This window comes from Dechloromonas sp. TW-R-39-2 (genome assembly GCF_016864195.1).
Classification (GTDB): Bacteria; Pseudomonadota; Gammaproteobacteria; order Burkholderiales; family Rhodocyclaceae; genus Azonexus.
In genome coordinates, this window is the sequence record NZ_CP045202.1 from 1,570,105 (window position 1) to 1,596,189 (window position 26,085).

Annotated in this window: 16 protein-coding genes; 6 read left to right on the plus strand and 10 right to left on the minus strand. The window is 61.2% G+C overall.

Going from position 1 to position 26,085, the window contains the following annotated elements:
* Nucleotides 1-16: 16 nt before the first annotated feature.
* Nucleotides 17-2,248 (minus strand): penicillin-binding protein 1C, encoded by a 2,232-nt coding sequence (pbpC, locus tag GBK02_RS07480; protein ID WP_203469102.1) that lies wholly within the window; start codon nucleotides 2,246-2,248, stop codon nucleotides 17-19.
* 47 nt (nucleotides 2,249-2,295) lie between these two features.
* Nucleotides 2,296-3,933 carry an NAD(P)/FAD-dependent oxidoreductase gene (locus GBK02_RS07485; protein ID WP_203469103.1) on the minus strand — a complete coding sequence of 546 codons (1,638 nt, stop codon included), beginning with the start codon at nucleotides 3,931-3,933 and terminating at the stop codon, nucleotides 2,296-2,298.
* An 88-nt stretch (nucleotides 3,934-4,021) separates the two neighbouring features.
* Between GBK02_RS07485 and GBK02_RS07490 the strand changes: the two genes are divergently transcribed.
* Nucleotides 4,022-5,248: an MFS transporter gene (locus tag GBK02_RS07490; RefSeq protein WP_203469104.1), complete on the plus strand. Its 1,227-nt coding sequence runs from the start codon at nucleotides 4,022-4,024 to the stop codon at nucleotides 5,246-5,248.
* Here the strand turns inward: GBK02_RS07490 and GBK02_RS07495 are convergent.
* The gene (locus tag GBK02_RS07495) at nucleotides 5,240-5,812 is read right to left on the minus strand and encodes a DUF1415 domain-containing protein (RefSeq protein WP_203469105.1); all 573 of its coding nucleotides are present in this window, start codon (nucleotides 5,810-5,812) and stop codon (nucleotides 5,240-5,242) included. The two genes, GBK02_RS07490 and GBK02_RS07495, sit on opposite strands and share 9 nt — an antisense overlap.
* Nucleotides 5,813-5,921: 109 nt before the next feature.
* On the minus strand, nucleotides 5,922-7,385 hold the full coding sequence (locus tag GBK02_RS07500; RefSeq protein WP_203469106.1) for a leucyl aminopeptidase family protein: 1,464 nt from the start codon (nucleotides 7,383-7,385) through the stop codon (nucleotides 5,922-5,924).
* A gap of 109 nt (nucleotides 7,386-7,494) precedes the next feature.
* Here GBK02_RS07500 and GBK02_RS07505 point away from each other — a divergent pair, with 109 nt between their 5' ends.
* Entirely contained in the window at nucleotides 7,495-7,878 is a 384-nt protein-coding gene (locus GBK02_RS07505) for a DUF302 domain-containing protein (RefSeq protein WP_239003210.1), read from the plus strand.
* Nucleotides 7,879-7,902: 24 nt separating this feature from the next.
* Here GBK02_RS07505 and GBK02_RS07510 read toward each other — a convergent pair whose 3' ends face one another.
* On the minus strand, nucleotides 7,903-8,682 hold the full coding sequence (locus GBK02_RS07510) for a DnaJ domain-containing protein (protein ID WP_203469108.1): 780 nt from the start codon (nucleotides 8,680-8,682) through the stop codon (nucleotides 7,903-7,905).
* Between the two features lie 133 nt (nucleotides 8,683-8,815).
* Nucleotides 8,816-14,500 carry an MG2 domain-containing protein gene (locus GBK02_RS07515; protein ID WP_203469109.1) on the minus strand — a complete coding sequence of 1,895 codons (5,685 nt, stop codon included), beginning with the start codon at nucleotides 14,498-14,500 and terminating at the stop codon, nucleotides 8,816-8,818.
* 130 nt (nucleotides 14,501-14,630) lie between these two features.
* On the opposite strand from GBK02_RS07515, the gene GBK02_RS07520 reads away from it, so the two are divergent.
* The gene (locus GBK02_RS07520; RefSeq protein WP_203469110.1) at nucleotides 14,631-14,945 is read left to right on the plus strand and encodes a hypothetical protein; all 315 of its coding nucleotides are present in this window, start codon (nucleotides 14,631-14,633) and stop codon (nucleotides 14,943-14,945) included.
* Here GBK02_RS07520 and GBK02_RS07525 read toward each other — a convergent pair whose 3' ends face one another.
* Entirely contained in the window at nucleotides 14,946-15,620 is a 675-nt protein-coding gene (locus GBK02_RS07525) for a DUF4124 domain-containing protein (protein ID WP_203469111.1), read from the minus strand.
* Between the two features lie 225 nt (nucleotides 15,621-15,845).
* Between GBK02_RS07525 and GBK02_RS07530 the strand changes: the two genes are divergently transcribed.
* Nucleotides 15,846-17,855 (plus strand): TonB-dependent siderophore receptor, encoded by a 2,010-nt coding sequence (locus tag GBK02_RS07530; RefSeq protein WP_239003211.1) that lies wholly within the window; start codon nucleotides 15,846-15,848, stop codon nucleotides 17,853-17,855.
* Nucleotides 17,856-17,942: 87 nt separating this feature from the next.
* On the opposite strand, the gene cysN is transcribed toward GBK02_RS07530, so the two are convergent.
* The 3 genes from cysN to GBK02_RS07545 form a co-directional block, all read right to left on the minus strand.
* Nucleotides 17,943-19,226, minus strand: a complete 1,284-nt coding sequence (gene cysN / locus GBK02_RS07535) for a sulfate adenylyltransferase subunit CysN (RefSeq protein WP_203469112.1) — start codon at nucleotides 19,224-19,226, stop codon at nucleotides 17,943-17,945.
* Entirely contained in the window at nucleotides 19,226-20,155 is a 930-nt protein-coding gene (cysD, locus tag GBK02_RS07540) for a sulfate adenylyltransferase subunit CysD (RefSeq protein ID WP_203469113.1), read from the minus strand. Before cysD ends, cysN begins: the two co-directional genes overlap by 1 nt.
* Nucleotides 20,156-20,358: 203 nt before the next feature.
* Entirely contained in the window at nucleotides 20,359-22,008 is a 1,650-nt protein-coding gene (locus GBK02_RS07545) for a methyl-accepting chemotaxis protein (RefSeq protein WP_203469114.1), read from the minus strand.
* Between the two features lie 267 nt (nucleotides 22,009-22,275).
* On the opposite strand from GBK02_RS07545, the gene GBK02_RS07550 reads away from it, so the two are divergent.
* Nucleotides 22,276-23,343 (plus strand): ABC transporter substrate-binding protein, encoded by a 1,068-nt coding sequence (locus GBK02_RS07550; RefSeq protein ID WP_256435922.1) that lies wholly within the window; start codon nucleotides 22,276-22,278, stop codon nucleotides 23,341-23,343.
* Entirely contained in the window at nucleotides 23,318-26,077 is a 2,760-nt protein-coding gene (locus tag GBK02_RS07555; protein WP_203469116.1) for a PAS domain-containing sensor histidine kinase, read from the plus strand. The genes GBK02_RS07550 and GBK02_RS07555 overlap by 26 nt, the downstream gene beginning before the upstream one ends.
* Nucleotides 26,078-26,085 lie beyond the last annotated feature (8 nt).

A 26,085-nucleotide genomic window follows, 5' to 3' on the forward strand; every position in this document is an offset into this window, starting at 1 on the left:
GGTCGATACGGCAGCTTCAGCGACGGCTGCGCAGGGCCCGGACTTCGAAGGTGACGCTGTCGATGAGGGTGTTCTGGGCGTCGCGCAGGGTCAGCCGGTGCTTGCCGGGTTGCGGTAGCCAGTGTTTGAGGCGGTCGGCCGGGCCGAGCGGTTGTGCATCGAGTTGCCAGCGCCAGTTGTTGCCTGCCGGGGCCGACAGACGGAGCGGGATGCGCTGGTGCTGCGGCGGAATATCCGGGTCGAGCGCGATGATGCTGCCCTCGGCCGGGTAGGCGATACGGGCCAGTGCGCGGTTGTCGGCCGCACGGATCAGGCTACTTTCGGTGCCGGCCATGAACCACTCCTCGCGTGCCGGTTCGCGCGGCGGCTCAAAGCGGATATGGCGACTGAGCACGCCGGGCGGTGGCGATGGCGGGCGGCTGTCGATTTTTGAACGGCCGTGCCGGGCATCGCCGCGATGCAGCCAGTCCATCACCTCGCGCCAGACTGGCGCCGCGCCGCTGACGCCGGAAACATCGTGCATCGGGCTCCCGCCGGCATTGCCGACCCAGACGGCGACGGTGTAGCGGCGTGACCAGCCGGCGCACCAGTTATCGCGCATGTCCTTGCTGGTGCCGGTCTTGGCGGCTGTCCAGTAGGGCGTTGCCAGCCACGATTCCAGCCCGAAAGTGCCGGCCCGGGCGCTGCGGTCGGACAGGATGTGGCCGATCAAAAAACTGCTGGCCGGGCTGTAGACCGCGCGAACCGGCGTGTTGAACACGCCGCTGCACCCTTCGCGCTGGCAGGGGGGCGGGCTGGTTGTCTTGCCCGGCGTGGTGCGCAGCGGCCCCCACTGGCCGGCATTGGCCAGCGTGCGGTAGGCATTGGCCAGCATCAACAAGGAAATATCGGCCGAGCCGAGCGCCAGGCTGTAGCCGTACCAGTCGCCACTCTCCTTCAGGCTGGCGAAGCCGGTTTGCTTGAGTCGCTGATGAAAACGTTCCGGCCCGAGGCGGACCAGCGTTTTGACCGCCGGAACGTTGAGCGAACCGCCCAGTGCCCGGCGGACCGAGATCCAGCCTTTGTAATCAGGCTCGTAGTTTTGCGGGGCGTAGAGGCCGTTGCCGGCATCGAGCGTCAGCGGCGCATCTTCAAGCAGCGAGGCCGGGGTCAGGTTGCGGCGTTCGAAAGCCAGGGCGTAGAGAAACGGTTTCAGCGTCGAGCCGGCCTGGCGCAGCGCCGTGACCCCATCCACCTCGGCGGCCCCGGAGAGATCACCGCTTGACCCGACCCAGGCGAGAATTTCACCGCTGGCGTTGTCGAGTACCAGTACGGCGCCATCTTCCACATTTTGCCGGCGCAGTGCCGCGAGGTGGCGGCGCAGGGCATCGCCGGCAAATTGCTGCAAATCGGCATCAAGGCTTGAGCGAATTTGCTCGCCGGGCTGCTTGAGCAGTTTGCGGGCGAGATGGGGCGCACTTTGCGGCAGTTCGCTGCGGTCGACCTCGGTGGCGCGGAGATTTCCGCTCAGCGCCTGCGTGGCAAAACCGTCGAGTCCCTCGCATTCCCCGGCCCGGTTCATTTCCTTGAGCAGATTGCAGGCGCGTTTGACGACCAGTGCCGGCGCTGCGTTCGGCGAGCGGAGCAGGGCGGCGGCCAGGGCTGCTTCGCGTTCGTCGAGGCCGTGCGGCCATTTGCCGAATAGTTGGCGGCTCATGGCGCCGACCCCAACCAGTTCGCCGCGGAAGCTGACCAGGTTGAGATAAGCCTCGGCAATCTGCTGTTTGCGCCAGAAACCTTCCAGGCGCAGTGCTGCGGTCGACTGGCTGATTTTGCCCAAAAAGCTGCGTCGACCGCGCCGTTGGCCATCTTCGTCGAGCAGCCCGGCCAGTTGCATGGTCAGCGTGCTGGCGCCGCGTGTCCGGCCGCCCCAGAAGTTGGTCCACGCCGCCTTGCCGGCCGCCTGCCAGTCGATCCCGTCGTGCTCCATGAAGCGTTTGTCTTCGGAAACAATCACCGCGCGGAGCAGGGCCGGCGAGATTTCCTTGAGGGGCGTCCAGTCCAGGCGGCGAACCGATTTATCGAGCCGCAAGCGGTGCAGCGGCTGGCCGTCGCGGGCCAGCAAAGTGGCATCGGACGTTCGGTAGCCGGCCTTGACCTCGGCAAAACCGGGCAGGGCCAGCGCTGGCAGCGGCAGAGCCAAGAGCAGCGCCAGCCGCAGGGGAAGCGCACGCTGCCCGGACAAGATCGGCCGGGCCGGCGGGCGCACGTCTTGTCCGTTGAATGCCGGCACCCGAGGCAGGCCTGTCCGGGGTCTTAGCCGGCGGATTTCTGGCCGACGATGCTCAAGGCCACCTGTTCGGCCACCTTGATGCCGTCGACCGCGGCAGACAGGATGCCGCCGGCGTAACCGGCACCTTCGCCGGCCGGGTAGAGACCGCGTGTGTTCAGACTCTGGCATTCGGCATTGCGCGTGATGCGGATCGGCGACGAGGTGCGTGTCTCGACGCCGGTCAATACCGCATCGGCCATCGCGAAACCGCGAATCTGTTTGTCGAAGGCCGGGATCGCCTCGCGCAGCGCTTCGATCACGTAAGGCGGCACGCAACTCGCCAGATCGGTCATATGCACGCCCGGCTGGTAGGACGGATCGACCTCGCCCAGCGCGGTCGACGGCTGGCCAGCCAGGAAATCGCCGATCCGCTGGGCCGGCGCGGCATAGCTGCTGCCACCGGCAACGAAGGCGGCCGATTCCCACTGACGCTGGAAGTCGATGCCGGCCAGCGGATTGGTCTTGAAGTCGCCGGGAAAATCCTCGGGATTGACGTTCACCACCAGCGCCGCGTTGGCATTGCGCTCGGCGCGCGAATACTGGCTCATGCCGTTGGTCACGACGCGGCCTTCTTCGGACGTTGCCGCGACCACCTGGCCACCCGGACACATGCAGAAACTGTAGGCCGAACGGCCGTTGGCGCAGTGATGGACCAGCTTGTAGTCGGCCGCGCCGAGCAGTTCGTTGCCGGCATTCGGGCCGAAACGCGCCTTGTCGATCAGGGCCTGCGGGTGTTCGACGCGGAAACCGATCGAGAAGGGCTTGGCTTCGATATAAACGCCCTGGTCGTGCAGCATCTGGAAAGTGTCGCGGGCGCTGTGGCCGATCGCCAGCACGACATGCTGGCTGGCAATTGTTTCGCCGCCGGCCAGTTCGACGCCCTCGACCTGACCGTTCTCGATGATGACGCGGTCGACCTTGCTGCCGAAGCGGATTTCACCGCCCAGTTCGGTAATCGTCGTGCGCATCGCCTCGACCATCTTGACCAGCCGGAAGGTGCCGATGTGCGGTTTGCTGACGTAGATGATCTCTTCCGGCGCGCCGGCCTTGACGAACTCTTCCAGCACCTTGCGGCCGTGGTGCTGCGGGTCCTTGATCTGGCTGTAGAGCTTGCCATCCGAGAAAGTGCCGGCACCGCCTTCGCCGAACTGGACGTTCGATTCCGGATTCAGCTTGTTATTGCGCCACAGGCCCCAGGTGTCCTTGGTCCGCTCGCGCACGGCCTTGCCGCGTTCGAGAATGATCGGGCGGAAGCCCATCTGGGCCAGGATCAGCCCGGCCAGCAGGCCGCAGGGGCCGGTACCGATGACGACCGGACGGCTCTGCAGATTGGCCGGCGCCTGGGTGACGAATTTGTAGCGCGTGTCCGGTGTCGGGCCGATGTGGGCGTCGTTATTGGCCGCCTTGAGGCGCTTGACGACGGCGGCTTCATCCTTCAGTTCGACATCGAGCGTGAACACGAAAAAAATGTTGCTGCGCTTGCGGGCATCGTAACCACGGCGGAAAACCGTGAAATTCAGCAGGTCGACCGGGGCAATGGCCAGGCGTTCGACGATGGCGTCACGCAGATCGTCGTCGGTGTATTTCTTGAGCGGGAGCTTGATCTCTGTCAGGCGCAGCATGGTGTCTATCCGTGGGGGCGCTTAATGGGGGGCGTATTTTAACCCGCCCCATCGCTTCGGGCGCAGCCCGGTTTGTTATGCTTCGCCGATGACCCGTCCCACACTGACCGAACTGTTTGCCCAGCGGCAATTCATGTTTTTCTGGCTGGCCCGTTTGGCTGGTGTTTTGGCCCAGCAAATGCTGATGGTTGCACTGGCCTGGCAGATGTACGACATCACCGGAAGCGCCTGGGATCTCGGTCTGGTCGGGCTGTTCCAGTTTGTTCCCGCCCTGCTGCTGACCTTGCCGGCCGGCCATCTGGTAGACCGCTGGCGGCGCGGCCGGATTTTTGCTGCGTGCATGCTGGCGCAGGCCTCGGTGGCTTTGTTGCTGGTCGGCGGTACGCAAGGCGGATTCCTGTCGCGCGAGCTGATTTTGCTGCTTTCCGTCGTGCTCGGCGCGGCGCGTGCCTTCCAGATGCCGACCCAGCAGGCGTTGATTCCGATGCTGGTTCCGGTGCACCTGCTCGAGCGTGCCGTGACGCTTGGCTCGACCGGCATGCAGGCTGCCGTTATCTGCGGCCCGGCGTTGGGTGGTTTGTTGTATGTCGGCGGGGCAACGGTGGTTTATGCCGCATCGGCCGGCTTGTTGATGCTTGCTTTCAGCTTGATGTTCGGTGTGCATGAAGCGCACCAGCCATCGACTGAACCACCCGGTTTGCGCAGCATCCTGGCCGGCGTCGAGTTTGTCTGGAACCACAAGCTGCTGCTCGGTGCCACCTCGCTCGACCTGTTTGCCGTGCTGCTTGGCGGGGCGACGGCGCTGCTGCCGATTTTTGCCCGCGACATCCTGCATGTCGGGCCGGAAGGTTTGGGCCTGTTGCGCGCCGCCCCGGCGGTCGGGGCCTTGCTCATGTCGCTGGCCTTGCTGCGCTGGCCGATTCAGCGCCGGGTCGGTCGCTGGCTGTTTGGCTCGGTCGGCATATTCGGGCTGGCGACGGTGGTTTTCGGCCTGTCGAATTCCTTCTGGCTGTCGCTCGGCGCGCTGGTGCTTAGCGGAGCGGCCGATAACATCAGCGTCGTGATGCGCCTGACGCTGGTTCAACTGGAAACGCCGAATGAAATTCGCGGTCGGGTTTCCGCCGTCAATTCGATTTTCATCGGTGCATCCAACCAGCTTGGCGAATTCGAGTCGGGAGCCACTGCGGCCTTGTTCGGTGCCGTTGGTTCGGTGGTTTTCGGCGGCGTCGGCACCTTGCTGGTGGCGGCTGGCTGGATCAGGTTGTTTCCCGAGTTGGCCGGGCGTGACCGGATGGTTGCCGGGCGCTCAGCTTAGCCAGAGTTTTTTCCAGCCGGCGTGGCCGAGCCGTTCCATGGTTTCGATATTGCGTTCGAAAATGTCTGCCGCATCGGGAAAGGCGGCCACGGCCCGGTCGATGCTGCTTTCGCGCAGAAGATGCAGGGTCGGGTAGGGCGAGCGGTTGGTGAAATTGGCGATGTCGTCCGGTTCGCTGCCGGAGAACTCGTACTGCGGGTGCAGGCTGGCGATCTGGAAAACACCGTCGTAGCCAAGGTTGCGGTTGAGTGCATCGACCTCGGCGAGAAAAAAGTGATAGTCGAGAAAATCGGTCATCGCCAGCGGGTGGATCAGCAGCGTGGTATCCAGTTCGGCCGGATCGGTTTCGGCCAGGCGGGTCAATTCGCGCTCCAGCTCGGCGAGCAGTTCGTCAGCCGTGCTTGCTGCGGTCAACGCGTACCGAACCTGCTTTTTGACGAAGACGCTTTTGGCGAACGGACAGAGATTCAGCCCGATGACAGCGCGTTCCAGCCAGGTTTTTGTTTCGTCGATGACTTGCTCGGCGGCGGTGGTATCGGTGTAGGGCGTCAGGGTCTGGGGCATGAGTGTGTTCGCTGAGTCGGCGCGGAGCGCGCTGGATGGAAGAGTTTAACGTACCGGCCTGTCCGGCTCTGGGAGTTCAGATCGCTGCAGGCAGTGCGGTTTGTTGCGATCAACGGCTCGTTTGCAGCCAATCTTGCAACAGCTGAACGCCCCAGGCGACGCCGAATCCGGTCTGGTCGGTGGCGATGGCGCCGAGGCCGTCGTCACAACTGGCGGCCGACAGATCGACGTGCAGCCAGGGGAGTTCGCCGACGAAACGCTTGAGGAAAAGTGCGGCGTGAATGTGGTCCGGTGCGTCGTCGTCGAGGCTGCACTGGCAGATGTCGGCCAGCGTACTGTCGAGGGCTTCCTCGTAGTCGTCGTCCATCGGGAAACAGGCGACGCGTTCGCCGCTGCGGCTGCCGGCTTGAACGGCGAGGCCGGCGAGTTCGTCGCTGCTGGCAAAGACGCCGGAATAGCGGCAGCCGAGGGCCTGGATCATGGTGTAGGTCAGCGTGCCGAAATCGACCATCAGATCGGGTTCGCTGCGCCCGGCCAGCGCCAGTGTGTCGGCCAGGACCATGCGGCCTTCGGCATCGGTATGCACGATTTCGATGGTCGTTCCGTCGAGCGCCGTGACGACGTCGCCCTGGCGGCTGGCGCGCGGCGAGATATCGTTGCTGGCCAATGCCAGCCAGGCATCGATGCGCAGCGGCAGGGCCAGCCTGGTGGCGGCAAGCAGGATGCCGAGGACGGTGGCCGAGCCGGCCATGTCTTCGTGCATGCCGATCATCGCCTCAGCCGATTTGAGGTTGTGGCCGCCGGTATCGAAGCAAATTCCCTTGCCGACCAGGGCGATGTGGCCTTGCGGCTGCGGGGGGATGAAGGAAATGCGGACAATCGCCGCATCGTTGGCTTCGCTGCCCTGGGCAACCGAGACGAAGGCGCCGGCGCCCATGGCCCGCAAGCGGGAGAGATCGAATTCCTCGACTTGCCAGGCGTTTTCGTTGGCCAGCGTGGCGATCCGTGTCCGGTAGGCGCTGGGCGTCAGGCTGTTGGGCGGCAGCGCAATCAGGGTGCGCGCCAGCAGATTGCCTGCGGCCAGCGAGCGCGGGCGTTCGGGGAGTGGCTTGACGCCCCGGATGTTCAGTTGTTCGAGGCGACGCGGCGCATCCTTCTTTTTCTGGTTGGGCAGCGGCGTGCCGTTGGCCAGCGCGACATAGCCGGCGTGTTCCGCCATCCAGTCGGCATCGCCGGTTTTGCCGCAAATCAGCAGGTCGACCGCAGCAGGCTCTTCGTCGAGCAGAATCGCCATGCCATCGCACAGCAGGCTGTGGTTGGCGAAGGTCGATTGCTTGCGGTCGAGCATCAGCCAGACACGCAAGCCGCCTTCGGCCGAGTTGGCCATGACCGGTTCGTCGGCCAGTGCTTCGGGGTCGAGCCGGCGGCGGGCAAGGGTGGAGAGCAGCAGGGCGCGCTCGGGGCAGTCTTCGGGAAGGTCGGTGCTGGCCGGAAGTGCGATCAGAACGTGACTCATGGCCGCAAGTGCGGCGTGGTCGGGCAGTTCGAAACAAGTCTGCAGGCTGGCGAGCATGGCGTTTTCCGGGGCTGGGGGCGACGTCATTATAGGCAAGGGGCGAGCGTGAATGTTTCGCAGGCCCTATTATTCGCACTTGTTCAGGTTTTTGTCACAAGGAAAGCGCGTGTTTTACATTGTCGAAAGCAGCAAGTCATTCTACGAAGCCACCTTCGATTTGCCGCCGGTCGTTCAGCGTCTGGGCTTTGTCATCCTGAATGTGCAGGATACGGGCGAGATGCTGCGCCGCAAGGAAATCGATCTGGACGAGGAATGCCAGGTTTTTGACGTGTGCAATTACCGCCAGATGGAAAAAATACTGGCCATCGACATCCGGCTGGCACTGACCCTGCCTTGGCGGATTACGGTATTTACCGAAGACGGTGCGACCAAACTGGGGATAGTCCGGCCGGCGTCGCTTACCGAGCGTCTGGATGAAAACCCGGTTTTGGCCCGAGTGCTGGCCGAAGTCGAGGAAAAGCTGATCCAGATTGTGGACGAGACCCGCTAGACCGATGACCTTGGCCGGGACGTTTCAGTAGTAGCAACCGGCGGCGCGGGCGTCGCGCGTGTTGCCGCTCAGGGCGTACATGTTGCACAGCTGCTTTTTCGGCGCATCGGCTGCAATTTTCGCTTCGCGCAGCTTGCGATCCTTTTCGTACTGCTCCTGCTGCCATTGCTGTTGCTGTTGCTGCGCTTCCAGTCGGCGGCGCTGCATGTCGAGCACCTGGGCATCGGCATTGGCCCTGTAGTCGAGTTCCCGTTGACGACGTTCGGCTTCACGGTCGGCAATGTTGTAGGAGTTGTCGATCTGCTTGCCCTGGTTATGCACCGTACCCTGGACGAGCATGCGTTCATTTTCAGCCCGGTAGGCATCGTTGCGCACTTCACCAACGCCGCGCTGGGCGCTGGCTTCGATCTGGTTGGCCTGGTTTTTTTGCTGGCCGCTTTGACCGATGAATTTGTACGCTGAAAAAACTGCCGCGCACAGGCCAAGGCCGAGTACCAGCCGTGCCGTGCCTGAAGCGAACATGCCGCTTGGCGCGCTGCTGGCCGCTTCGTAGGCATAAGTGCGCTGGTAGGCCGGCGCCTGGGCCGAGGCCGGCGCCTGGGCGGCATCGTAAGCGGCACGCTTCTCGGGTGACGCCAGTACGCTGTAGGCTTCTTCAAGGAAAAGAAGCTGGTTGCGCGCTTCAAAATCGCCATTCCTGGCTGCTTCAGTCAGGCTGGGCTTGAGTCGCTGATAGGCGGCGTCGATGATTTCGGTGCTGGCCCGGGTGCTGACCTGAAGTGTGTCGTAGTGGGATGTTTTCATGGCGATTCCTTGTGGTGCGCGCATGATACCGACAAGAAAAATCTTGCTCAATATGACCTAAGGGATATTCGCCTGACCCGAACCGCCCTTGGGGCGGGCAGTTCGGGTGTTTGGCCGAGGCGGCGGATGACGCTCAGTCGCCCACCACGATGCGTCCGTTCGGCACCTCGCCAAACATATCGGGAGCGTACATCGCTTCGATCCGGGTGGGCGGCAAGGCAAAATTGCCGGCGTTGTTCAGGCGTACGGTGTATTCGATGCTGAAACGACCTTTCGGCAGCATCGCGTAATAAGCCCGGTAGGCGCTGAAGCTGCGCTCGACGTAAGTCGGTGAAGTGCCGCGCTGCTGCTGGTTTTCGCCGAGGCTGGCGAGGTTCGAATCGCGTCCGTCGCCGTCGCCGATGATCCGGCTGCCGGCCGGAATCGGGTCGCTCAGTGCCACCCAGCTCATGTCGTTGTCGGCGTCGACGGTCAGCGTGACGCGCCAGAGATCGCCGCGACTGATCTTGCCGGCATTTTTTTCCTGGATCGGCGTGACCTTGCGCGTGATCCGGTAACCGGCATTGCGCGCCGGACCATCCGGAATCGCGGCGAGTACCTGGACTGTGGCCCAGGGCTGGCCGCTGCCGTTGTGGCGGATGTCCAGCTTGTCGTCCCTGGCCGGTGCGGCAGGCCAGGGCAGGGCAAGCGGCTTGAGCGTTTCGCTGGCGGTTTTTTTCCAGTCGAGTTCTGTGCGTACCTTGCCCAGCGTGGCGACGGTCGTGCCGCTGACCGTCTCGCGCTCGAACTTTTGCGCAAAGCGGTCGAGCGTGACGCGCGCCCAGGCATTCGCCGTGGTGGTCAGCCAGCGGCCGCGTACCTGGCGTTCCATGGCGCCTTGCAGCAGACGCGGCAGATCGTCCTTCCATTCGGCATCATCGAGCATGGCTTCGATCAGCCGGAAGGCGTTGGCATCGGCGTTGAGCATCAGCCACCAGCTGTAGTCGTCGCGTTCTGTGGTGAATAACAGGCGGCTGCCGGCGTAGCTCAGGCGGTTGCGCAACTCCTGTCGGGCGTCGGCCAGTTTCTTGTCGCGTTGCGGCAGATCAGGCAGGCGGCGGACAATCTGTGTCCAGTCGATCAATGCCGCGGTCGACAGACGCAGCGGGTCGATTTCCAGCGCAGCTGCCGCACGGGTCGGTTGCAGACCCTGGCGGGTCAGTGCCTGCAAGGCGTTCAGGCGGCGTTGCAGCAGCGGGTCGCCAGCGTAGGACGGCGCCCATTCGCCGGTCTTGATGCGCCCTTCGACGTAGGCGCTGAGGCCTTGCAACATGCGCTGGCGGCTGTCCTCCGGCACGGTGAAACCGGCCAGCGTGACCAGATCGAGCAGGTAAGCGGTCAGCGTGGTGCTACCGCTGCTGCCGGGGAAATAACTGGCCAGCCCGTTGTGGTCGAGATAGCCGGGCAGGGTTTCGGCAATCGCTTGCCAGCGTTTTTCGTCATGCAGGCCGACGGCGACCGAGGTTTTCTGTTCCAGGCAGCTGAATGAATATTCCTCGAAAAAGCGCGTCAGGCCGGGCGGCGGCGTGGCCAGTCTGGGCGACAGGCTGATCTCCAGCCCGCCCTTGCCGGGCAGGGCGCCGGTCGGCTGCATCACAGGGACGGCGAAACTGCCGGCGATGCGCGTGAACGTTGCTTGTTGCACGGTGACCGGGACGGCGGGCGCGATCTGCTGGGTGATGCGCAGCGTGTCCTGAGCGTTGCCGCCTTCTTCCTTGGCGCTGAACTCCCATTGCTGGCTGCTGACGCCTTCGGCGGCCTTGAGCGGCCAGCTCAGTTCACCGGCCCCTTCCGGTTCCAGCGTCAGCTTTTGCTCAGTCAGCGAATTGGCCCCGTTTTTGCCGTTGACCGCAATCACCATCTTGCGCGCCGTGCCGTTACGCAGCGTCAGCATCGCCTTGAAGCTGTCGCCCTCGCGGACCAGCGGCGGCAGGCCGGAGATGATCTGCAAATCCTGCCGGGTCTTGACGCTGCTGCTCCCCGTGCCGAACAGGCCGGCGCCGGCAGTAGCGATGCCGACCAGCTTGAATTCGCTGAGTGAGTCGTTCATCGTCACCTTGAGCGTGGCGCTGCCGGTCGCATCGAGGACGACGCGCGGCTGCCATTTGAGCAGGGTGTCGAACAGTTCGCGGGCCGGCGCACGACCGCCGCCACCACCCGGTGGCAGGGCCTTCTTGCCGAAGTGGCGTTTGCCGATGACCTGCGACTGGGCGGTCGCGGTTTCGACTTCGTAGCCGCGCTTTTGCAGCATCGCATCGAGCAGGTTCCAGCTGTCGTTCGGGCGCAGTTCGAGCAGCGCTTGATCGACCGCGGCGAAAGCGACTTCGGTACCGGCCGGGGCGGGTTTGCCATCTGGCGTCGTGACCTTGATCCTGACCGTCGCTTCTTCGCGCGGACGGTAGTCGGTCTTGTCGCTGCTGATATCCACCTTGAGCTTGAAGCCGTCGGTACCGACAGCGATTTCGGCCAGCCCGAGACGATAGGCCGGCTTGGCCAGGTCGACCATGGCGGTCGGCTGTTCAGGGCTCCACCATTCCTTGAACCAGGCGACCGGCTCGCGCCAGCCCCACTGGAACAGCGAATACCATTTCAGCGGCTCGACGCGGCCGCGCACGGCGAGCACCGAGACGAAAACATTCGGCCCCCATTCGGCCTTGACCGGCAGTTCAATCGTCGGTTTGAAGCGTGACAGCGGCTGGACGAAAGTGTCGATCACGCCGCCGGCTTCGACCGAGATCAGCGCCGTCGCCTCGCGGAACGGCGTACGCACCTGGAAACGGGCGGTTTCACCGGGCTTCCAGGCTTTCTTCTCGGGAATGACGTCGATCCGGTCCTGGTTGCCGGCGGAGAACCACAGGTCGCCGGCCCCGGTGACCCAATAACTGGTGCTGGCGCGGGCGATATTGCCCGACGCATCCTTGGTTTCGGCCAGCAGGTAGATCGAACCGGATTCACCGGATTTCGGCTCACAGAGCAGTAGACCGCGACTATCGGTGGTGCCGCTGCAGACGTCGCCGATATCCTTGTATTCCGCATTGTTTTCGTAAGCGTAGAAGCCGCCGACGATGCGCCGGCGATGACTGGTGTCGATCCGGCGCTTGCCCTTGACGCTGACCGCCTGCCCGGCGAGCGGCTTGCCGGCCGTGTCGAGGACGACGACTTCAACCCGGTTCTTGCCGCCGGCCGAAGCCCAGTCGGCGACCTTGATGCCGAGCGTAACGCCGGCCGGCCACAGTTCGACCAGACCGCGCAGGGTCTGGATTTCACCGTTCGGGTCGGCAAAAGTCATTTCGGCATAGACCTCGCTCGGGCCTTTCGGTTTGTCGGGCAACACCACATCGAGCTTGCCGGCGCCGGCCTTGTCGAGCTTGAGCGCCTGCTTGTCGAGAATCAGGCTTTCTTCCTCGCGGCCGGCATCGACCTTGAAGGCGGCCATCGCCGCATCGTCGAAATCGATATGAAAATTGTAAGCCTCGTAATTCTTGTAGGTCGGCCAGCGCGGGCGCAGCGTGGCGGAAACCTGCACCTCGGCGTTCTTGGCCGGGCCGCCGTTGAGGAAGGACAGGCCGAGCGCCAGCGGCACCTTGGCTGGGGCGATCTGGCGACTTGGAACGCCTTGCACGCTGCCGGTAAACACCGGTAGGCGGAAGTCGGCGACGCGAATTTCGCCGCTGTAGATTTCGCCGCGCTTGCCGCCGCTCAGGGCGATTTCATAAGTGCCGAGCTTGGCCGATTCAGGCACTTTCCAGCTGTTGACCGCAGAAGCCTGCGCATCCCACTGGACCGGCTGGGTGAATTCGGTGCCGCTTTCGCGGTGGCGGATGACCAGCTTGGTCGGCAGTCCGCTCGCTTCGGGCAACTGGAAACCCCGGCTGTCGCGGCTGCGCGCCAGATGTTTCATCGATACCGTCTGGCCGAGGCGGAAAAGGCTGCGGTCGACAATGCTGTGGATCTTGAAATCGCCGGTCTCGCCCCAGGTTTCGACGCCGAAGCGCCACGGTTCGATGCCTTCGTTCCAGTCGGAGCGGACAAAACTGTAATCGCCGTTCAGTCGGGCGCTGGCGAACAGGAAATAAGCATCGCGGCAGTTCTTGTTTTTCAGCCGCTGGTTGATTGCCGCCCGGCCCTGGCTGTCGGTCTTGCCCTGCCACAGCGACTTGCCGTCGCAGCCCGAAACGCGCACCTCGGCATCGGCTACCGGCTTGCCGCTGTCGAGCGCGGTGACCCAGACCAGCGCATTGTCCTTGCCGGTTTTGAGATGCACCGCCATGTTGGTGACCAGCGCCGCTGCGCGGACATACATTGGCTTGGGCGTGGCGAGCAGCGCCTTGCCGAGCAACTGGCTTTCGATTTCGACAATGTGATAACCCGGCTTGGCGAGCGGAATGCCGACCACCTCGAATTCGCTGCTGCCGCCCGGCTTGGGTAGTTCCTGGCGGGTGACGCCATTGCGCTTGGCAAGGAAGGAGAGTTCGCGGGCGTAATACGGGTCGGTGACGGTGCGCATTTCGCCATCGACATTCAGTTTGACCTGCTGCGTCTGCTGCTCGAATTTTTGCAGCGCCAGCATCGCGGCGATCACGTCGGCATCTTCAGTCAGCCGCTGCTCGCTGAAACGGTGGCTGCCGGGCAGGGCGAGCTGCTTGTTTTTCAGGCTGGCTTCGACGTTGCGCAGCGTGACCGGCAAGAGGCCGCCTTCCTTCAACTCGATGATGCCGAAATTGCCGGGAAACTTGGCCAGCGGCGGCAGGCTGCCGGTCTTGGTCTTGAGGGGAAAACTCGCCGCATTGCTCAGCGGCCGCCCGGTTTCATCTTTGAAGCCGGACGGAATTTCGACGGTCAATTCGGCGTTCTGCGGCAAGGGGCCGGCGAAGCTGATCGACTGGAAACTCGGCTCCTGATGGCTGCTGTCCTTGTTCGGATCTACCGGACTACGTGGGCCTTCCGCGGTCAACAGGCGGAATTTGCTTAAAAGCTTGGCCTCGAACGGCGCGTTGAAGCTCAGGCTGATGGCCGACAAGGGCGAGCAGGGCGCGCCGGCTTTTTCGCGTTCGCAACTCAGCGTCGCCTTGAACGGTTCGCGCACCTTGTACACGAAGCTTTCATCCTTTTCGCCCGGCGTGCCGTTGGCCGCCTGAATGCCCTTGCCCCAGACCAGTTTCATCTTGCTGCCAGCCGGCAGACGCTCGGCGCAGGTGATGACGATGGGCGCCGATCCCAGTCCGCCGATCTGGTTGAGCACCTCGTTGCGGATGGCCTGGCTGACCGGCCGGGCCGGGATGCGCTGGCCGACGCCATCGGCTTCGCACCACAGGTTGTTTTCGAGCGATTTCGCATTGAGCGGGCCGCCGCCGTTGATGACGAAAGCCTGATCCTCCTCGATACCTGAACCGGGGGCCGGGCGAATCGCCCAGGGACGCGGAGCGGCGCCGAAAAACTCGAAGCGGTTCTTGCCGCTGACAGCTTCGCCATTTGCTGCGGTCAACCCGCTTTTCAGGGCAAAAACGCAGCGTTCGCCCGGTTGCAGGGGGCGGCTCATTTGCCAGGCCCAGCTACGCTCGTCGATCCAGCGACCTTCGCCGGCAATGTTCTGGCAGTCGATGCTGAACGGCGCAGCGCCCCCGGTCTCGCCGAGCTTGGTCATGGCCGCATTGAAACGCACGGTGACGCGCGTCTGGTCGGCAACTTTGCCTTGCGGCATGAATTGCTGGACGCTGGCGGCCTGGCTGGCGGTGCTGGCCAGCAGCAGGCCGGCAAGAAGGAGGGTTTTTGTTTTCATGGGCGAATTCTTCGATCAGGGGCGGTCATGCCCGAAGCATCGCCGAGTGTGCCACAGAAGGCGAAGCATTCGACAGCCTGGGCGCGGGCGGCTATCCTCCGCGTTTTGAGCGATTATTCCGGGGAATTCGATGGGACAGGCAAAACTACGCGGCAGCCAGGCCGAACGCATTGCAAAGGCACAGGCCAAGATCGAGGCGACGCGCCCGGAAAAGCTGGTTTGCAACGGTTGCGGTGCTGATGTGACGACGATCCATCCGGTCGACACGCGTGGCCTGCGCGGTATTGAAGCGATCTGGGTCGGCCAGTGCGAATGCGGCCAGACGACTTTTGCTGCTTCAGGCGAACCGAAGGCGGTCGATGCCTTTTTCTTCGCGCTCAGCGAAAACAGCGAACTGACGCTGGGTAGCCAGAGCAAGGACGGCGAAAAGCACGAAGTCGCCTGATCAGCGTACGCAGTTCTTGTTGTTGGGCGGGCAAATCACCCGCGAACTTTCGACCGGCGCCGGCCCTGCCGGTTTCGGTGGCGTCGACGGTGCCGGCTGGCTGATTGTCGGCGGCGGGGGCGCCAGGTGGCCCTGGCACTGGGCCAGTCGCTGGCTTTGTTCGGCGGGCGGCAGTTTCAGTCGCAATACGTTTTCAATGCAGATGCTGATCGGATTGCCGGCATAGACCGGCACCGGGACATAAACCGGCTGGCTGCTTCGTCCGCCGGCGCGGCAGGCTGCTTCCTGTTCGGCACGCTGGTGGGCGTCCAGCGCCTGCTGTCCGACATCGTGCAGGCATTCTTCGACCGTTCTCGTTTCGGCTGCAGGCGGCGCGTTGACCGCAGGATTCCGCTTTTGTGCCGCGATCCGCTCGGTTTCGGCCGCGCGTTGCGCTGCTTCCATGCGATCCGCCTGCAGACGCATCCGCTCGACTTCACGTTCGGCTTGCAAGCGGTCGGCCTCGGATACTTTTTCATCCGGGCGAACCGTGACGGTGCCACTTCCCTTCGGGCAGGGGGCGTTGGTGATTTCCATCTGGCCATCGGGCAGCCGGCACTTGTAAACCTCGGCGCCCGCATCAATCGATAGCGCGAGCAGCACCATGAGAACTGATTTGCGTATCGGAGTGGTCATCGTCGATCCCTGTTGAATGCTGCGTGACTGAATCCTAGCCTGAAGCGGCTGGTTTGTGACCAGGAAGAAGCCGGTCTGCGGTGTTTTCCTCGTCGACACGGATGTCGCTCAGCAGGTTCCCGATCTTCTTGCTATGATCGGCCATGTCGTCGAATTTCAGACTTTTCCACTTCGTGTCAGAAATATGAGTTCAGTCAGCTTCGTTCTGTCCTGCCGGAGTTGCGCATGATGTCCGGGCTGTTACGGGCGGACCGCGAAAAACCATGCCGCCTGAGCGTGCTGGGCATGCTTCTGCTGTTGGCTTCCAGCGGTCTGCAGGCGACCGATTCGGCCGGTGCCCTGGCGGATCTGACGCTCGAACAACTGACGCAGCAGGAAGTGATCTGGGCCTCGAAAATTGCCCGCCAGGTCAGCGACTCGCCCTCGGCCGTGGCGATTGTCACGGCTGCCGATATCCGGGCTTACGGTTACCGGACGCTGGCCGATGTGATCAATAGCATGCGGGGCTTGTACACGACCAACGATCGCCGCTATCAATACATGGGCGGACGTGGCTTTGGCGCTCCGGAGGATTACGCTGGCCGGGTGATGCTGCTGATCGACGGCTATGCGACCCAGGACAGCCTGTTCAACCAGGCTTATATCGACGAAGGTGGCCTGATCGATCTCGAACTGGTTGAGCGTGTCGAGTACGTGCCGGGCACCGGTTCGGTGACCTACGGCAATAATGCCTTGCTCGGCATCATCAACGTCGTTACCCGGCATGGGCGCGATTTCAACGCCACCCAGTTGTCCGGCGAGATCGCCAGCCACGGCGGGCGGAAACAGCGTGTGACCTACGGCAAGTATTTCGACAATGGGGCGGATTTGCTGTTGTCTGCCTCGGCGCTTGATGCACGCGGCCAGAGCCTCTATTTCCCGGCCTACGACACGCCGGCCACCAACAACGGCATGGCGCAGAATGTCGATGCAGAGCATAACAATCGTCTGTTCGGCAAGTTTTCCTATGACGGCTGGACGGTCGAAGCGGCTTATGTGGACCGAAAAAAGACGGTGCCGACCAATCCGAATGCCTATACCGCATTCAATACGCCCTTTACCGTGCAGGATACCAACGCCTTCCTGAATGCGCGCTACGAAACCGATCTGGCCCACAAGCTGCATTCCGCTTCGCGTTTTTACTACGGACACTACGCTTACGACGGTTTTCGCCAGTTTGCCGATTTCAGCGATGGTGAGAAATTCGGGCGTCGCCAGTTCGATGCCGACTGGTGGGGCATCGATCAGAAATTTGTTGGCAACTGGTTTGCCAGCCACTCAATCGTTTTTGGCTTCGAGTATCGCAATGATTTTCGCCAGCGCTTTCACTGGAGCTACCTTTCCCCGTCGCGGGTGACTGTGCGGGAAAGCGAGGAAATGTATGCCCGGCGGACGACCAGCTTTTACCTGACCGACGAATTCCGGATCAACGATCGATGGTCGCTCAATGTTGGCGCGCGCCACGATAACGCCAGCGATCTGGCCGGCAACTGGAGCCCGCGCCTGGCCGCGATTTATCATCCCAGCCTGAGTACGACCGTGAAAGCCTCCTGGAGCGAAGCTTTCCGCATGCCGCACGCCTATGAACGCTCTTTCTACGGTGCCGCCGCCGCGCCGGAATTCGTCACGGCCAGTGAACTGGTCGTGCAGCACGATCTGTCGCCCCAAACCCGCCTGACCGGCTCGGTGTATCGCTATCACCGTACCCGGCAGATAGTATTCAACGATGCACTGAACGATTATGTCGATGCTGGTTCGAGCTACACCAGGGGCGTTGAGCTTGAGTTGGAGCGTTCCTGGGAAAACGGAACCCGCCTGCGCAGCAGCGTGGCTTTCCAGAGCTCCAAGGATGTGAATGGCGAAGATGCCGTCAATTCCCCCAATTTGCTGGGCAAGTTCAATCTGACATTCCCCATCGTTGCGAATGCCTTGCGGACGGGTATCGAGGCGCAGTACACGGGGGCGCGCCAGACCCTGGAGCGGCAGCGCCTGTCGAGTGTCACGCTGGCCAACCTGACTTTTTCCAGTGAGCGGAAATGGTACGGACTGTCTTCTTCGTTCAGCATCCGCAATCTGTTCGACAAGAAATACGATGCCGTTTCGCCTTTCGACTGGCGCCCCGACAGTGGCTATCCCCAGGATTCGCTGCGCATGGATGGCCGGACTTACTGGTTCCAACTGAATTACGATTTGTAGTTGCGCCGACCGCTGATTGTGTCGTCGGCGTAAAAAAGCCTCCGGGGATTCCGGAGGCTTTTGTTTGGAGCGTTTGCCCGCCAGGGGTCAGAGAATCATCCCGGCGCCAACGGTGTTGTTGTTGCTTTCGTCGATGATGATGAAAGCGCCGGTGCCGCGGTTTTCCAGGTAGGGATCGGCGAACAGCGGTTGGGCGAGTTTGAACGTCACTTGTGCAATGTCGTTCATCGCCAGCTTTTCGGCCGGGACTTTTTCCAGGGTGTTCACATCCAGACGATGGTCGATGGCGGCCAGCTTGGCCTTGGAGTCGCGCGTCGTGTGGCGGATCAGGTAGGTGCGGGCGCGGTCCATCGGTTGTTCGGCCATCCAGCAGACAGTGGCTTCGATCTGCTTGACGGCGGCCGGCACTTCATTGGACTTGACGATCATGTCGCCACGCGAGGTGTCGATTTCATCGGCCAGCAGCAGGGTGATCGATTGTTCGGTGAAAGCTTCGCCGATATCGACGCCACCCAATTGAACCGCTTTCACGGTCGACTCGCGGCCGGAGGGTAAAACGGTGACGGCGTCGCCAACCTTGATCGAGCCAGCTTCGACGCGGCCCATGAAGCCACGGTAGTCGTGCAGTTCCGGGTTGGCCGAATCCTGCGGGCGGCAGACGTACTGGACTGGGAAGCGAAACTTCTCGGTGTGCTCGGTGTGTGCGGCCGGAGCGGCTTCGAGCATTTCCAGCAGGGTCGGGCCGTCGTACCAGTTCAGCTTGTCGCCGCGGTCGACGATCATGTCGCCGTTCAGGGCTGACAACGGGATGAAGCGGATGTCTTCGATGCCGACCTTGGCCGCGAATTCGAGGTATTCAGCTTTGATGCGCTCGTAGGTTTCCTGCGAGTAATCGGCCAGGTCCATCTTGTTGATCGCGACGATCAGGTGCGGAATGCCAACCAGTGCGGCCAGTTTGGAGTGGCGGCGGGTTTGGGTCAGGACACCCTTGCGCGCATCGATCAGGATGATGGCCAGGTTGGCGGTCGACGCGGCGGTCACCATGTTGCGGGTGTACTGCTCGTGGCCCGGCGCATCGGCGATGATGTACTTGCGCGTCCCGGTGCTGAAATAACGGTAGGCGACGTCGATCGTGATGCCTTGCTCGCGCTCGGCTTGCAGGCCATCGGTCAGTAGCGACAGGTCGACGGCGCCGAGGCCGCGCTTTTCCGAGGTCTTGGCGATGGCCGACAGGGTGTCGGCAAGAATGGTCTTGGTGTCGTACAGCAGGCGGCCGATCAGCGTGCTCTTGCCGTCATCGACGCTGCCGCAGGTCAGGAAGCGGAGCAGGCCGGCATCTTCGTAAACTCGTTCAACTTGATGGGCGCTCATCAGAAATAACCCTCTTTCTTGCGTTGTTCCATGGAGGCGTCGCTGGTCTGGTCGTCCAGACGGGTAGCGCCGCGCTCGGTGATGGTGGTGGTGGCGGTTTCGAAAACAATCTTGCTGACGTTGTCGGCATCGGATTCAACCGGCGCCGTGCAGGAAATGTCGCCGACGGTGCGGAAACGGACCTGCAGGTCGATGATTTCTTCACCGTCCCTGGATGGATTGGCGATGCCGCCGTCAACCAGCGGCACATTGACCGGCACGATAGCGCCCTGGCGCATGACGATCGGACGCTTGTGGGCGAAATAGATCGACGGCAGTTCCAGGCCTTCGCGCTCGATGTATTGCCAGACGTCCATTTCCGTCCAGTTCGAGATCGGGAAGGCGCGGATGTTCTCGCCCTTGTGGCTGCGCGCGTTGTACAGGCTCCACAGTTCCGGGCGCTGATTCTTCGGGTCCCACTGGCCGAATTCGTCGCGGAAACTGAAGATACGTTCCTTGGCGCGGGCCTTTTCCTCGTCGCGGCGGGCGCCGCCGATGCAGGCGTCAAAGCCGAATTCTTCGATGGCTTCGAGCAGGGTTACCGACTGGTGCTTGTTGCGCGATTCGCCTTCGTGCTTGAGAACAACCGTGCCGCGCTTCATCGAATCCTCAACGGAGCGAACGATCAAACGCTCGCCGAGTTCGGCCGCACGCTTGTCGCGGAAGGCAACGACTTCCTTGTAATTGTGGCCGGTGTCGATGTGCATCAGCGGGAAGGGAAACTTGCCCGGGCGGAAGGCCTTTTCAGCCAGGCGCAGCATGCAGATCGAGTCCTTGCCACCGGAGAAAAGCAGCACCGGGTTGGAACACTGGCCGGCCACTTCGCGCATGATGTGGATGGCTTCGGCTTCGAGCCAGTCGAGGTGAGAGAGTGTGTTGCGTTGAGTCATTGCTGGGTAATCCGCGGGGATTGTCGAATGGGCGCTATTGTAGCAAGTCCTTAATATTCGATTAAGAACAAGTGCGCATTGTGTTATTTCGAATAGGAATAAGTCGGCCCGGGGGACTCAAGATAATGGCCGCTTTGTTGCCAGCGGCCATTGTTTACTCAATTTACCTGTAACACCTTCAACCTGGAATCATTGAGCCTGCGTCAGGCGACACGGAAGCCTGCTACGGTCAACGACAGGTTTTGCGACAATTCCCGGAGTTCGCTGGTCGAGCGACTGATGCTTTGGGCTGCAGCATTGTTTTCCTCGACCATGTTGGCGATTCTTTCCATGCTTTGGGCAATATCGGTCGAGGCAATTTTTTGCTCGGTGACCGAATCGTTGATTTCGGTCACGCCGGAACGCGACTGCTCGACGGAACTGCGTGAGTGATCGAGCACGCTCTCAACTTCTGCAGCCAGCCTGGTGCTGGCTGAAATCGACTGCTCCCCAGCCTGGATGGCCGCCTGAACGGCATCCGATTGCAGCATGATCTGCTGTGTCACCGTATCAATCTCGACCGCAGATTTGCCTGATTTTTCAGCCAGTTTGCGGACTTCGTCGGCAACAACGGCAAATCCACGACCGGCCTCGCCTGCGCGGGCAGCCTCGATGGCTGCATTGAGTGCCAGCAAATTGGTCTGGTCGGCAATATCCCTGACTTCCTTGGTCATGTCAGTGATGATCCGGGTGCTTCGGACAAACTCATGAACGGTACGTGAAATGTCATTCATGTTTTGCTGGATGTGTTCAATCTCGCCGACTAAATGAGACACTTTTTGGGAGCCATGAACGGTTTGGTCGACACTTTCCTGGGTCTGTTGATGGACGTCTGCCGCTGTTTCGGAAACCGAGGTGATGGCGACCGTCAATTCTTCAATGGCAGCCGCACTGCTCGCTACCGCGTTGGACTGTTGTTCCGAAACATTAGCCAGGGCCTGCGAAGATTCCGCCAAATTCTCGGAGGCGCTGCTGACCATCTGGCTCGCCCCGTTCACCTCGCCGATGATCTTCTGCAACTGCATCATCATGATGTTGAACGCAGAGGCCATGCGACCGATTTCATCCTGATGAACGATTCCGGCTCTTTGCGTCAGATCGCCGCTGGCAGCAATGTGGCTCATCGTATTTTCCAGCGCACTCAAGGGGTGTGTGATCGAGCGGATGAAGAAAACGGCCAGTACAACCAGAATCACCATCGCACCGAATGAGAAGCTGACCAGTCCGACTTTCACCGCAGAAAATACTTCGTCTGCCTGGATCGCCTCGTTGGCATTGAATTCAGTGGAGATTTTTTGCATCTCGATGACCAGATCGTCGATTGCCTTGGTTGGCGCACGGTCCAGGCCGTGAACCAGTTTGTCAATCGTGCTGGCGGGGTCGATTTGGCTACGATCATATTGTTTGATCGCTTCGCGGTAATTGGGCCCCAGCTTGTCGAAATTGGCGATGACGTCATCAATCTTGAGTCGTTCGGCAATGCCGAGCTTGCTTGCCGTGGTGCGTACCTGTGCCAGCAACTCCCGGACCTTCTTTTCTTCGCCGTCAAAGCCTTGCATGTGCTTGGCAAAGGCTTCTGCATTCTTGCCCCGCAGCAGAATGTTTTTCCACTCCTGGACTTGCGTCTTGAAGTGCACTTGCCCGGCTCGTGCCTTGTCGACCGCGTCGACAATGAGTGCGTGACGCTCGATGGCACCGGTTAGTGCGGTGTTGAGCTTGCTGGCCTGAATAAATGCGAAAGTGCCGACGCTGAGCAAGGCAAACAAGGCCAGCACGACAAGAAGAACCAGTTTTTGTTTGATCTGGAGGTGCATTTGCGACTCCCTGCTTGCTGAATCAATTCATCTGGAAGCTTGCCGGTGTGCCTTGCAAGAGTGGATCGACTATATACAATGTGGCGCAGATATGTAAAGTTTCGTCAGCTCAATGACTTATGCCATGTTTGTGTGATTCGCATGCTTTCGGGAATTATGTTTCAGTAAATTTCCAGTCATGTCTTGAATCGTGACTGGCCAGGAGGATGGATGCCGGGAGGAGAAATGAGATCGAGGCAATTCTCTGCATGTTTTGTTTTGTCGCTCATGCTCTTTGGCTGTGCGCCGCCAGAGCCTCTGAAAATTGGGTATCTCGGCGGGCTTTCCGGGCGAGTGGCCGATCTGGGAGAAGCCGGGCGTAGCGGTGCCTTGCTTGCCGTTGAGGAAATCAATGGGTTGGGGGGGATCAATGGGCGCAAGGTCGAGTTAATTGTTCAGGATGATGCCCAACAGCAGGAAAGTGCGCTGAATGCGGTTGATGCACTGGTTGCCGCGGGTGTTTCGGCGATTATCGGCCCCATGACCAGCTCCGTTGCCGAGACCATTCTGCCGACGATCGAACGTGCCGGCATCGTGACTGTCAGCCCGACGGTCACGTCCACGTCGCTTTCCGGAAAGGACGACCTGTTTTTCAAGGTGGCGCCACCGATCTCAGAAAACACCCGAATCAGTTCACGCCATCTCTTCGATCGAGGCGCCCGTCGTCTGGCCATTGCCTACGATTTGAGCAACCGGGCGTTCAGTGCTGACTGGGTGGCACAGTACCGGCGTGACTTTGCCGGGCTGGGCGGACAGGTTGTTGCCGAGGCGACGTTTACTTCCGGCGATGAACAGGGCTATGGCCATGCGGTCCAGCAATTGATCGATGCCCGGCCGGATGCCTTTCTTTTTATCTCGAATGCGGTTGATACGGTCAGATTGATCCAGATTGTGCGTAACCGCGGCCTCAATTTGCCTGTGACGACATCTCCGTGGGCGGCGACCGAGCATTTCATCGAACTGGGCGGGAGAACGGTGGAGGGTGTGACGCTGACCCAGTTTTTTGATCGTTCGGACAGTTCGCCCGGCTATCGGAAATTTGCCGATACTTTCCGGGCGCGCTTCAAGCAGGAACCGGGTTTTGCCAGTGTTGCAGCCTACGATGCGACGCGTGCCACGCTGGGCGGGCTGACTCAGTCTTCAGGTCAGGGTGGCGCTGCATTGAAAGCTGTTCTGCTGTCAGGTACGACGTTCGATGGTTTGCAACAAAAATGGCAATTTGATCGTTATGGCGATGCTCAGCGCGCAACCTATATGACCGTGGTAAATAATGGCCGACTTTCGATTGTCAAATAACCGCAACTCATCCGGCGCCCCTGAATATCGCCTGAGAACCTGGCTGATTACATTGATGATCGTCAGCGTGATGCTGACTTTCGGGATCATCGGCAGCGGCATCCTGGTTTATCGATTGCCTCAACTGGATGGGCAAACCCGGGCATCAATGCTCGAAAAGGCAAGAAATACCTCGCGGTTGATCGATTTCGTGACCAGCGGCATCGAAGCTGAACTGTATCCGCTGGCCAACATGGCACCGACTCTGTCGCGTGACACGTTGCGACGCTACACCGATGCAATTGTCGGGAACGGCGAACGATTTGAAGCCGTCTTTGTGGTGGCGGGCGACGGCATTGTCGAATCGATCAGCCTGCCACCCCGGCATGCGGCGGTTGCAGGCGAGTTGCGCGGAGCTGATTTTTCACGCAACCGGGTATTTCGCCTGGCCCGGATTGCCAAGGCGAACGGGGAGGCGGCACGACCCATCTGGAGCGATAAATATCTCTCGGCCCTGGGCGGCAAGAACACGGTGGGAATTGCGCTTTCTGCCGGTGAGCGGACCCTGGTCGCCGAAGTGTCAACAGAGCACATCCTCAGCGTCTTGAAGGAGTCGACGGAGGAAGAATGGCCGTTGACCACGATCATCGATCGTAATGGCCAATGGTTGGCTTCTTCGTCCAGGGCGAGCAATCCACCGGGGCGATTCATCGATTTCAGCGGTTTTCCGTTGTTCAAGACGGTGCTTTCCGGCCGCGAGGTTTCGGATGACGAGTTGTTCATGGGGCGCAGCATGGTGCTCGGCGGCGTCCAGTCAGCCAAGCTGGAATGGGTGGTGGTCAGTGCGACGCCGGGGGGGTGGGCAAATCCGAGTTACCGGGTGGTCATCGTACTGGTCATTGGTGGGTTTTTTGGTGCATTGCTGATCAGCCTGATTCTCGCTCCGCTCTGGTCGGCACGCATGGTTCGTCCGCTGAACGCCTTGATCGCTCGCACCCATGCGGCCAGTGCGGGTGATTACCTGTCAGCCTGGCCCAAGAAAGGGACGGTTGCCGAGCTGAATCAGTTATCGAACGACCTGGCCAGCATGGTTTCGGTGATCCGTTCGCGGGAATACGATACGGAGCGTAGCGAAGAGCGGCTTCGGGCGACGCTGGAGGGAACGCCGTCCGTTGCCGTGCAATGGTATGACGCAAGCGGCCGGATTCTGTACTGGAACAAGGCTTCCGAGGTGATGTACGGATTCACGGCGGAAGAGGTGGTGGGTAAGAGCATTACCGACCATACACTGCTGTACATGGATGCCGATCAGGTCCGGGCATTCATGGATGGCCTGGCTGAAATCAGGCAGTCGGGCAAGCCCCTGCCTTTGTCGGAATATCCCTTGCGCCATAAATCGGGGCGCGTTGTCATGGTGCTGGCCAGTACTTTTGAAATTCCAGGAGAAAACGGGGCCTCGATTTTTGTCTGCATGGATGTCGATATCACGCACGGCAAGCAGGTTGAACGTGCGCTGAAACGCAGTGAAAAGAAGCTGGAGGCGATTTACAACGCTTCCCCGGCGCCGATGTCCGTGTCCGATATCAATAACGGATTTTCCATTGTGACCGTCAATGCGGCCTGGGAAAGACAGTTTGCCCGTCAGCGGGCTGATGTGATCGGGAAATGTGGCCTGGAAATCGGTTTGTGGGCCGATCCTGCGCTGCGTGTCGATTTCCTCGCGCACTTGCTCGAAGATGGCCGCGTTGACGATATCGAGGCCGACTTGGTGACGGGTAACGGTCAGCACCTGTTGTGCCGGATTTCATCGATGGTGGCCGAGGTCGGCGATGATCGGCTGATGCTGATGATGGCGACCGATATTACCGAACAGCGCCGCATCGAATCCGAGATACGCTTGCTCAACAGCGAGCTTGAAGAGCGGGTGATGCAACGTACGGAGGAGTTGTCGCAGGCCAATGATGAGTTGGAGGCGACGGTCGAAAACCTGAAAGCCACGCAGGAGCAGCTTGTCCAGTCCGAGAAGCTGGCTTCGCTGGGGAATCTGGTGGCCGGCATCGCCCATGAGTTGAACACGCCAATCGGCAATGGTCTGATGGCGGTATCCACCATGCGCGACAATCTCGGCCAGTTCCGCCAGGCCAGTGCGGCGGGATTGCGTCGTTCCGTCCTTGATGAATTTGTCGCGGGTGTCGATGCCGGGAGCGATATTGCCGAACGTAATATGCGTCGTGCGGCTGAACTGGTGACCAGCTTCAAGCAGGTGGCTGTCGATCAGACCAGTTCGCAACGCCGGGCTTTCGAGGTCGCCGAGGTGGTCGACGAAATTTTGCTGACACTGAAACCAACCCTGAAACGTACGCCGTTCATTGTCGAGACGGATGTTCCTTCCGGCTTGATGCTCGACAGTTATCCCGGCCCCCTGGGTCAGGCGCTGGCCAATCTGATCAACAATGCCGTGATTCACGGTTTTGACGGACGGCATGAAGGACGGATCAAAATTGTTGCCGAAGCTTTTTCTACTGACCAGGTGGCGATCAGCGTCAGGGATGACGGCAAGGGCATTCCGGCCGACCGTGTCGGCCGGATCTTCGATCCCTTCTACACCACACGCATGGGGCGAGGCGGGACCGGACTCGGTCTGCATGTCGTCTTTGGTGTGGTCAGCAAGGTGTTGGGCGGCACGATCCGGGTGACGAGCCACGAAGGGCAAGGCACCGAATTCGTCATGGTGCTTCCGCGCTCACCTGCTTGAAACTGAAA

What these genes read in the sequence shown, in the direction of transcription:
- GBK02_RS07485 (WP_203469103.1), bottom strand. Translation starts at nt 3,933, where the DNA reads ATGCTGCGCCTGACAGAGATCAAGCTCCCGCTCAAGAAATACACCGAC.
- GBK02_RS07490 (WP_203469104.1), top strand. Translation starts at nt 4,022, where the DNA reads ATGACCCGTCCCACACTGACCGAACTGTTTGCCCAGCGGCAATTCATG.
- GBK02_RS07495 (WP_203469105.1), bottom strand. Translation starts at nt 5,812, where the DNA reads ATGCCCCAGACCCTGACGCCCTACACCGATACCACCGCCGCCGAGCAA.
- GBK02_RS07500 (WP_203469106.1), bottom strand. Translation starts at nt 7,385, where the DNA reads ATGCTCGCCAGCCTGCAGACTTGTTTCGAACTGCCCGACCACGCCGCA.
- GBK02_RS07510 (WP_203469108.1), bottom strand. Translation starts at nt 8,682, where the DNA reads ATGAAAACATCCCACTACGACACACTTCAGGTCAGCACCCGGGCCAGC.
- GBK02_RS07515 (WP_203469109.1), bottom strand. Translation starts at nt 14,500, where the DNA reads ATGAAAACAAAAACCCTCCTTCTTGCCGGCCTGCTGCTGGCCAGCACC.
- GBK02_RS07520 (WP_203469110.1), top strand. Translation starts at nt 14,631, where the DNA reads ATGGGACAGGCAAAACTACGCGGCAGCCAGGCCGAACGCATTGCAAAG.
- GBK02_RS07525 (WP_203469111.1), bottom strand. Translation starts at nt 15,620, where the DNA reads ATGACCACTCCGATACGCAAATCAGTTCTCATGGTGCTGCTCGCGCTA.
- GBK02_RS07530 (WP_239003211.1), top strand. Translation starts at nt 15,846, where the DNA reads ATGATGTCCGGGCTGTTACGGGCGGACCGCGAAAAACCATGCCGCCTG.
- cysN (WP_203469112.1), bottom strand. Translation starts at nt 19,226, where the DNA reads ATGAGCGCCCATCAAGTTGAACGAGTTTACGAAGATGCCGGCCTGCTC.
- cysD (WP_203469113.1), bottom strand. Translation starts at nt 20,155, where the DNA reads ATGACTCAACGCAACACACTCTCTCACCTCGACTGGCTCGAAGCCGAA.
- GBK02_RS07545 (WP_203469114.1), bottom strand. Translation starts at nt 22,008, where the DNA reads ATGCACCTCCAGATCAAACAAAAACTGGTTCTTCTTGTCGTGCTGGCC.
- GBK02_RS07550 (WP_256435922.1), top strand. Translation starts at nt 22,276, where the DNA reads ATGCTCTTTGGCTGTGCGCCGCCAGAGCCTCTGAAAATTGGGTATCTC.
- GBK02_RS07555 (WP_203469116.1), top strand. Translation starts at nt 23,318, where the DNA reads ATGGCCGACTTTCGATTGTCAAATAACCGCAACTCATCCGGCGCCCCT.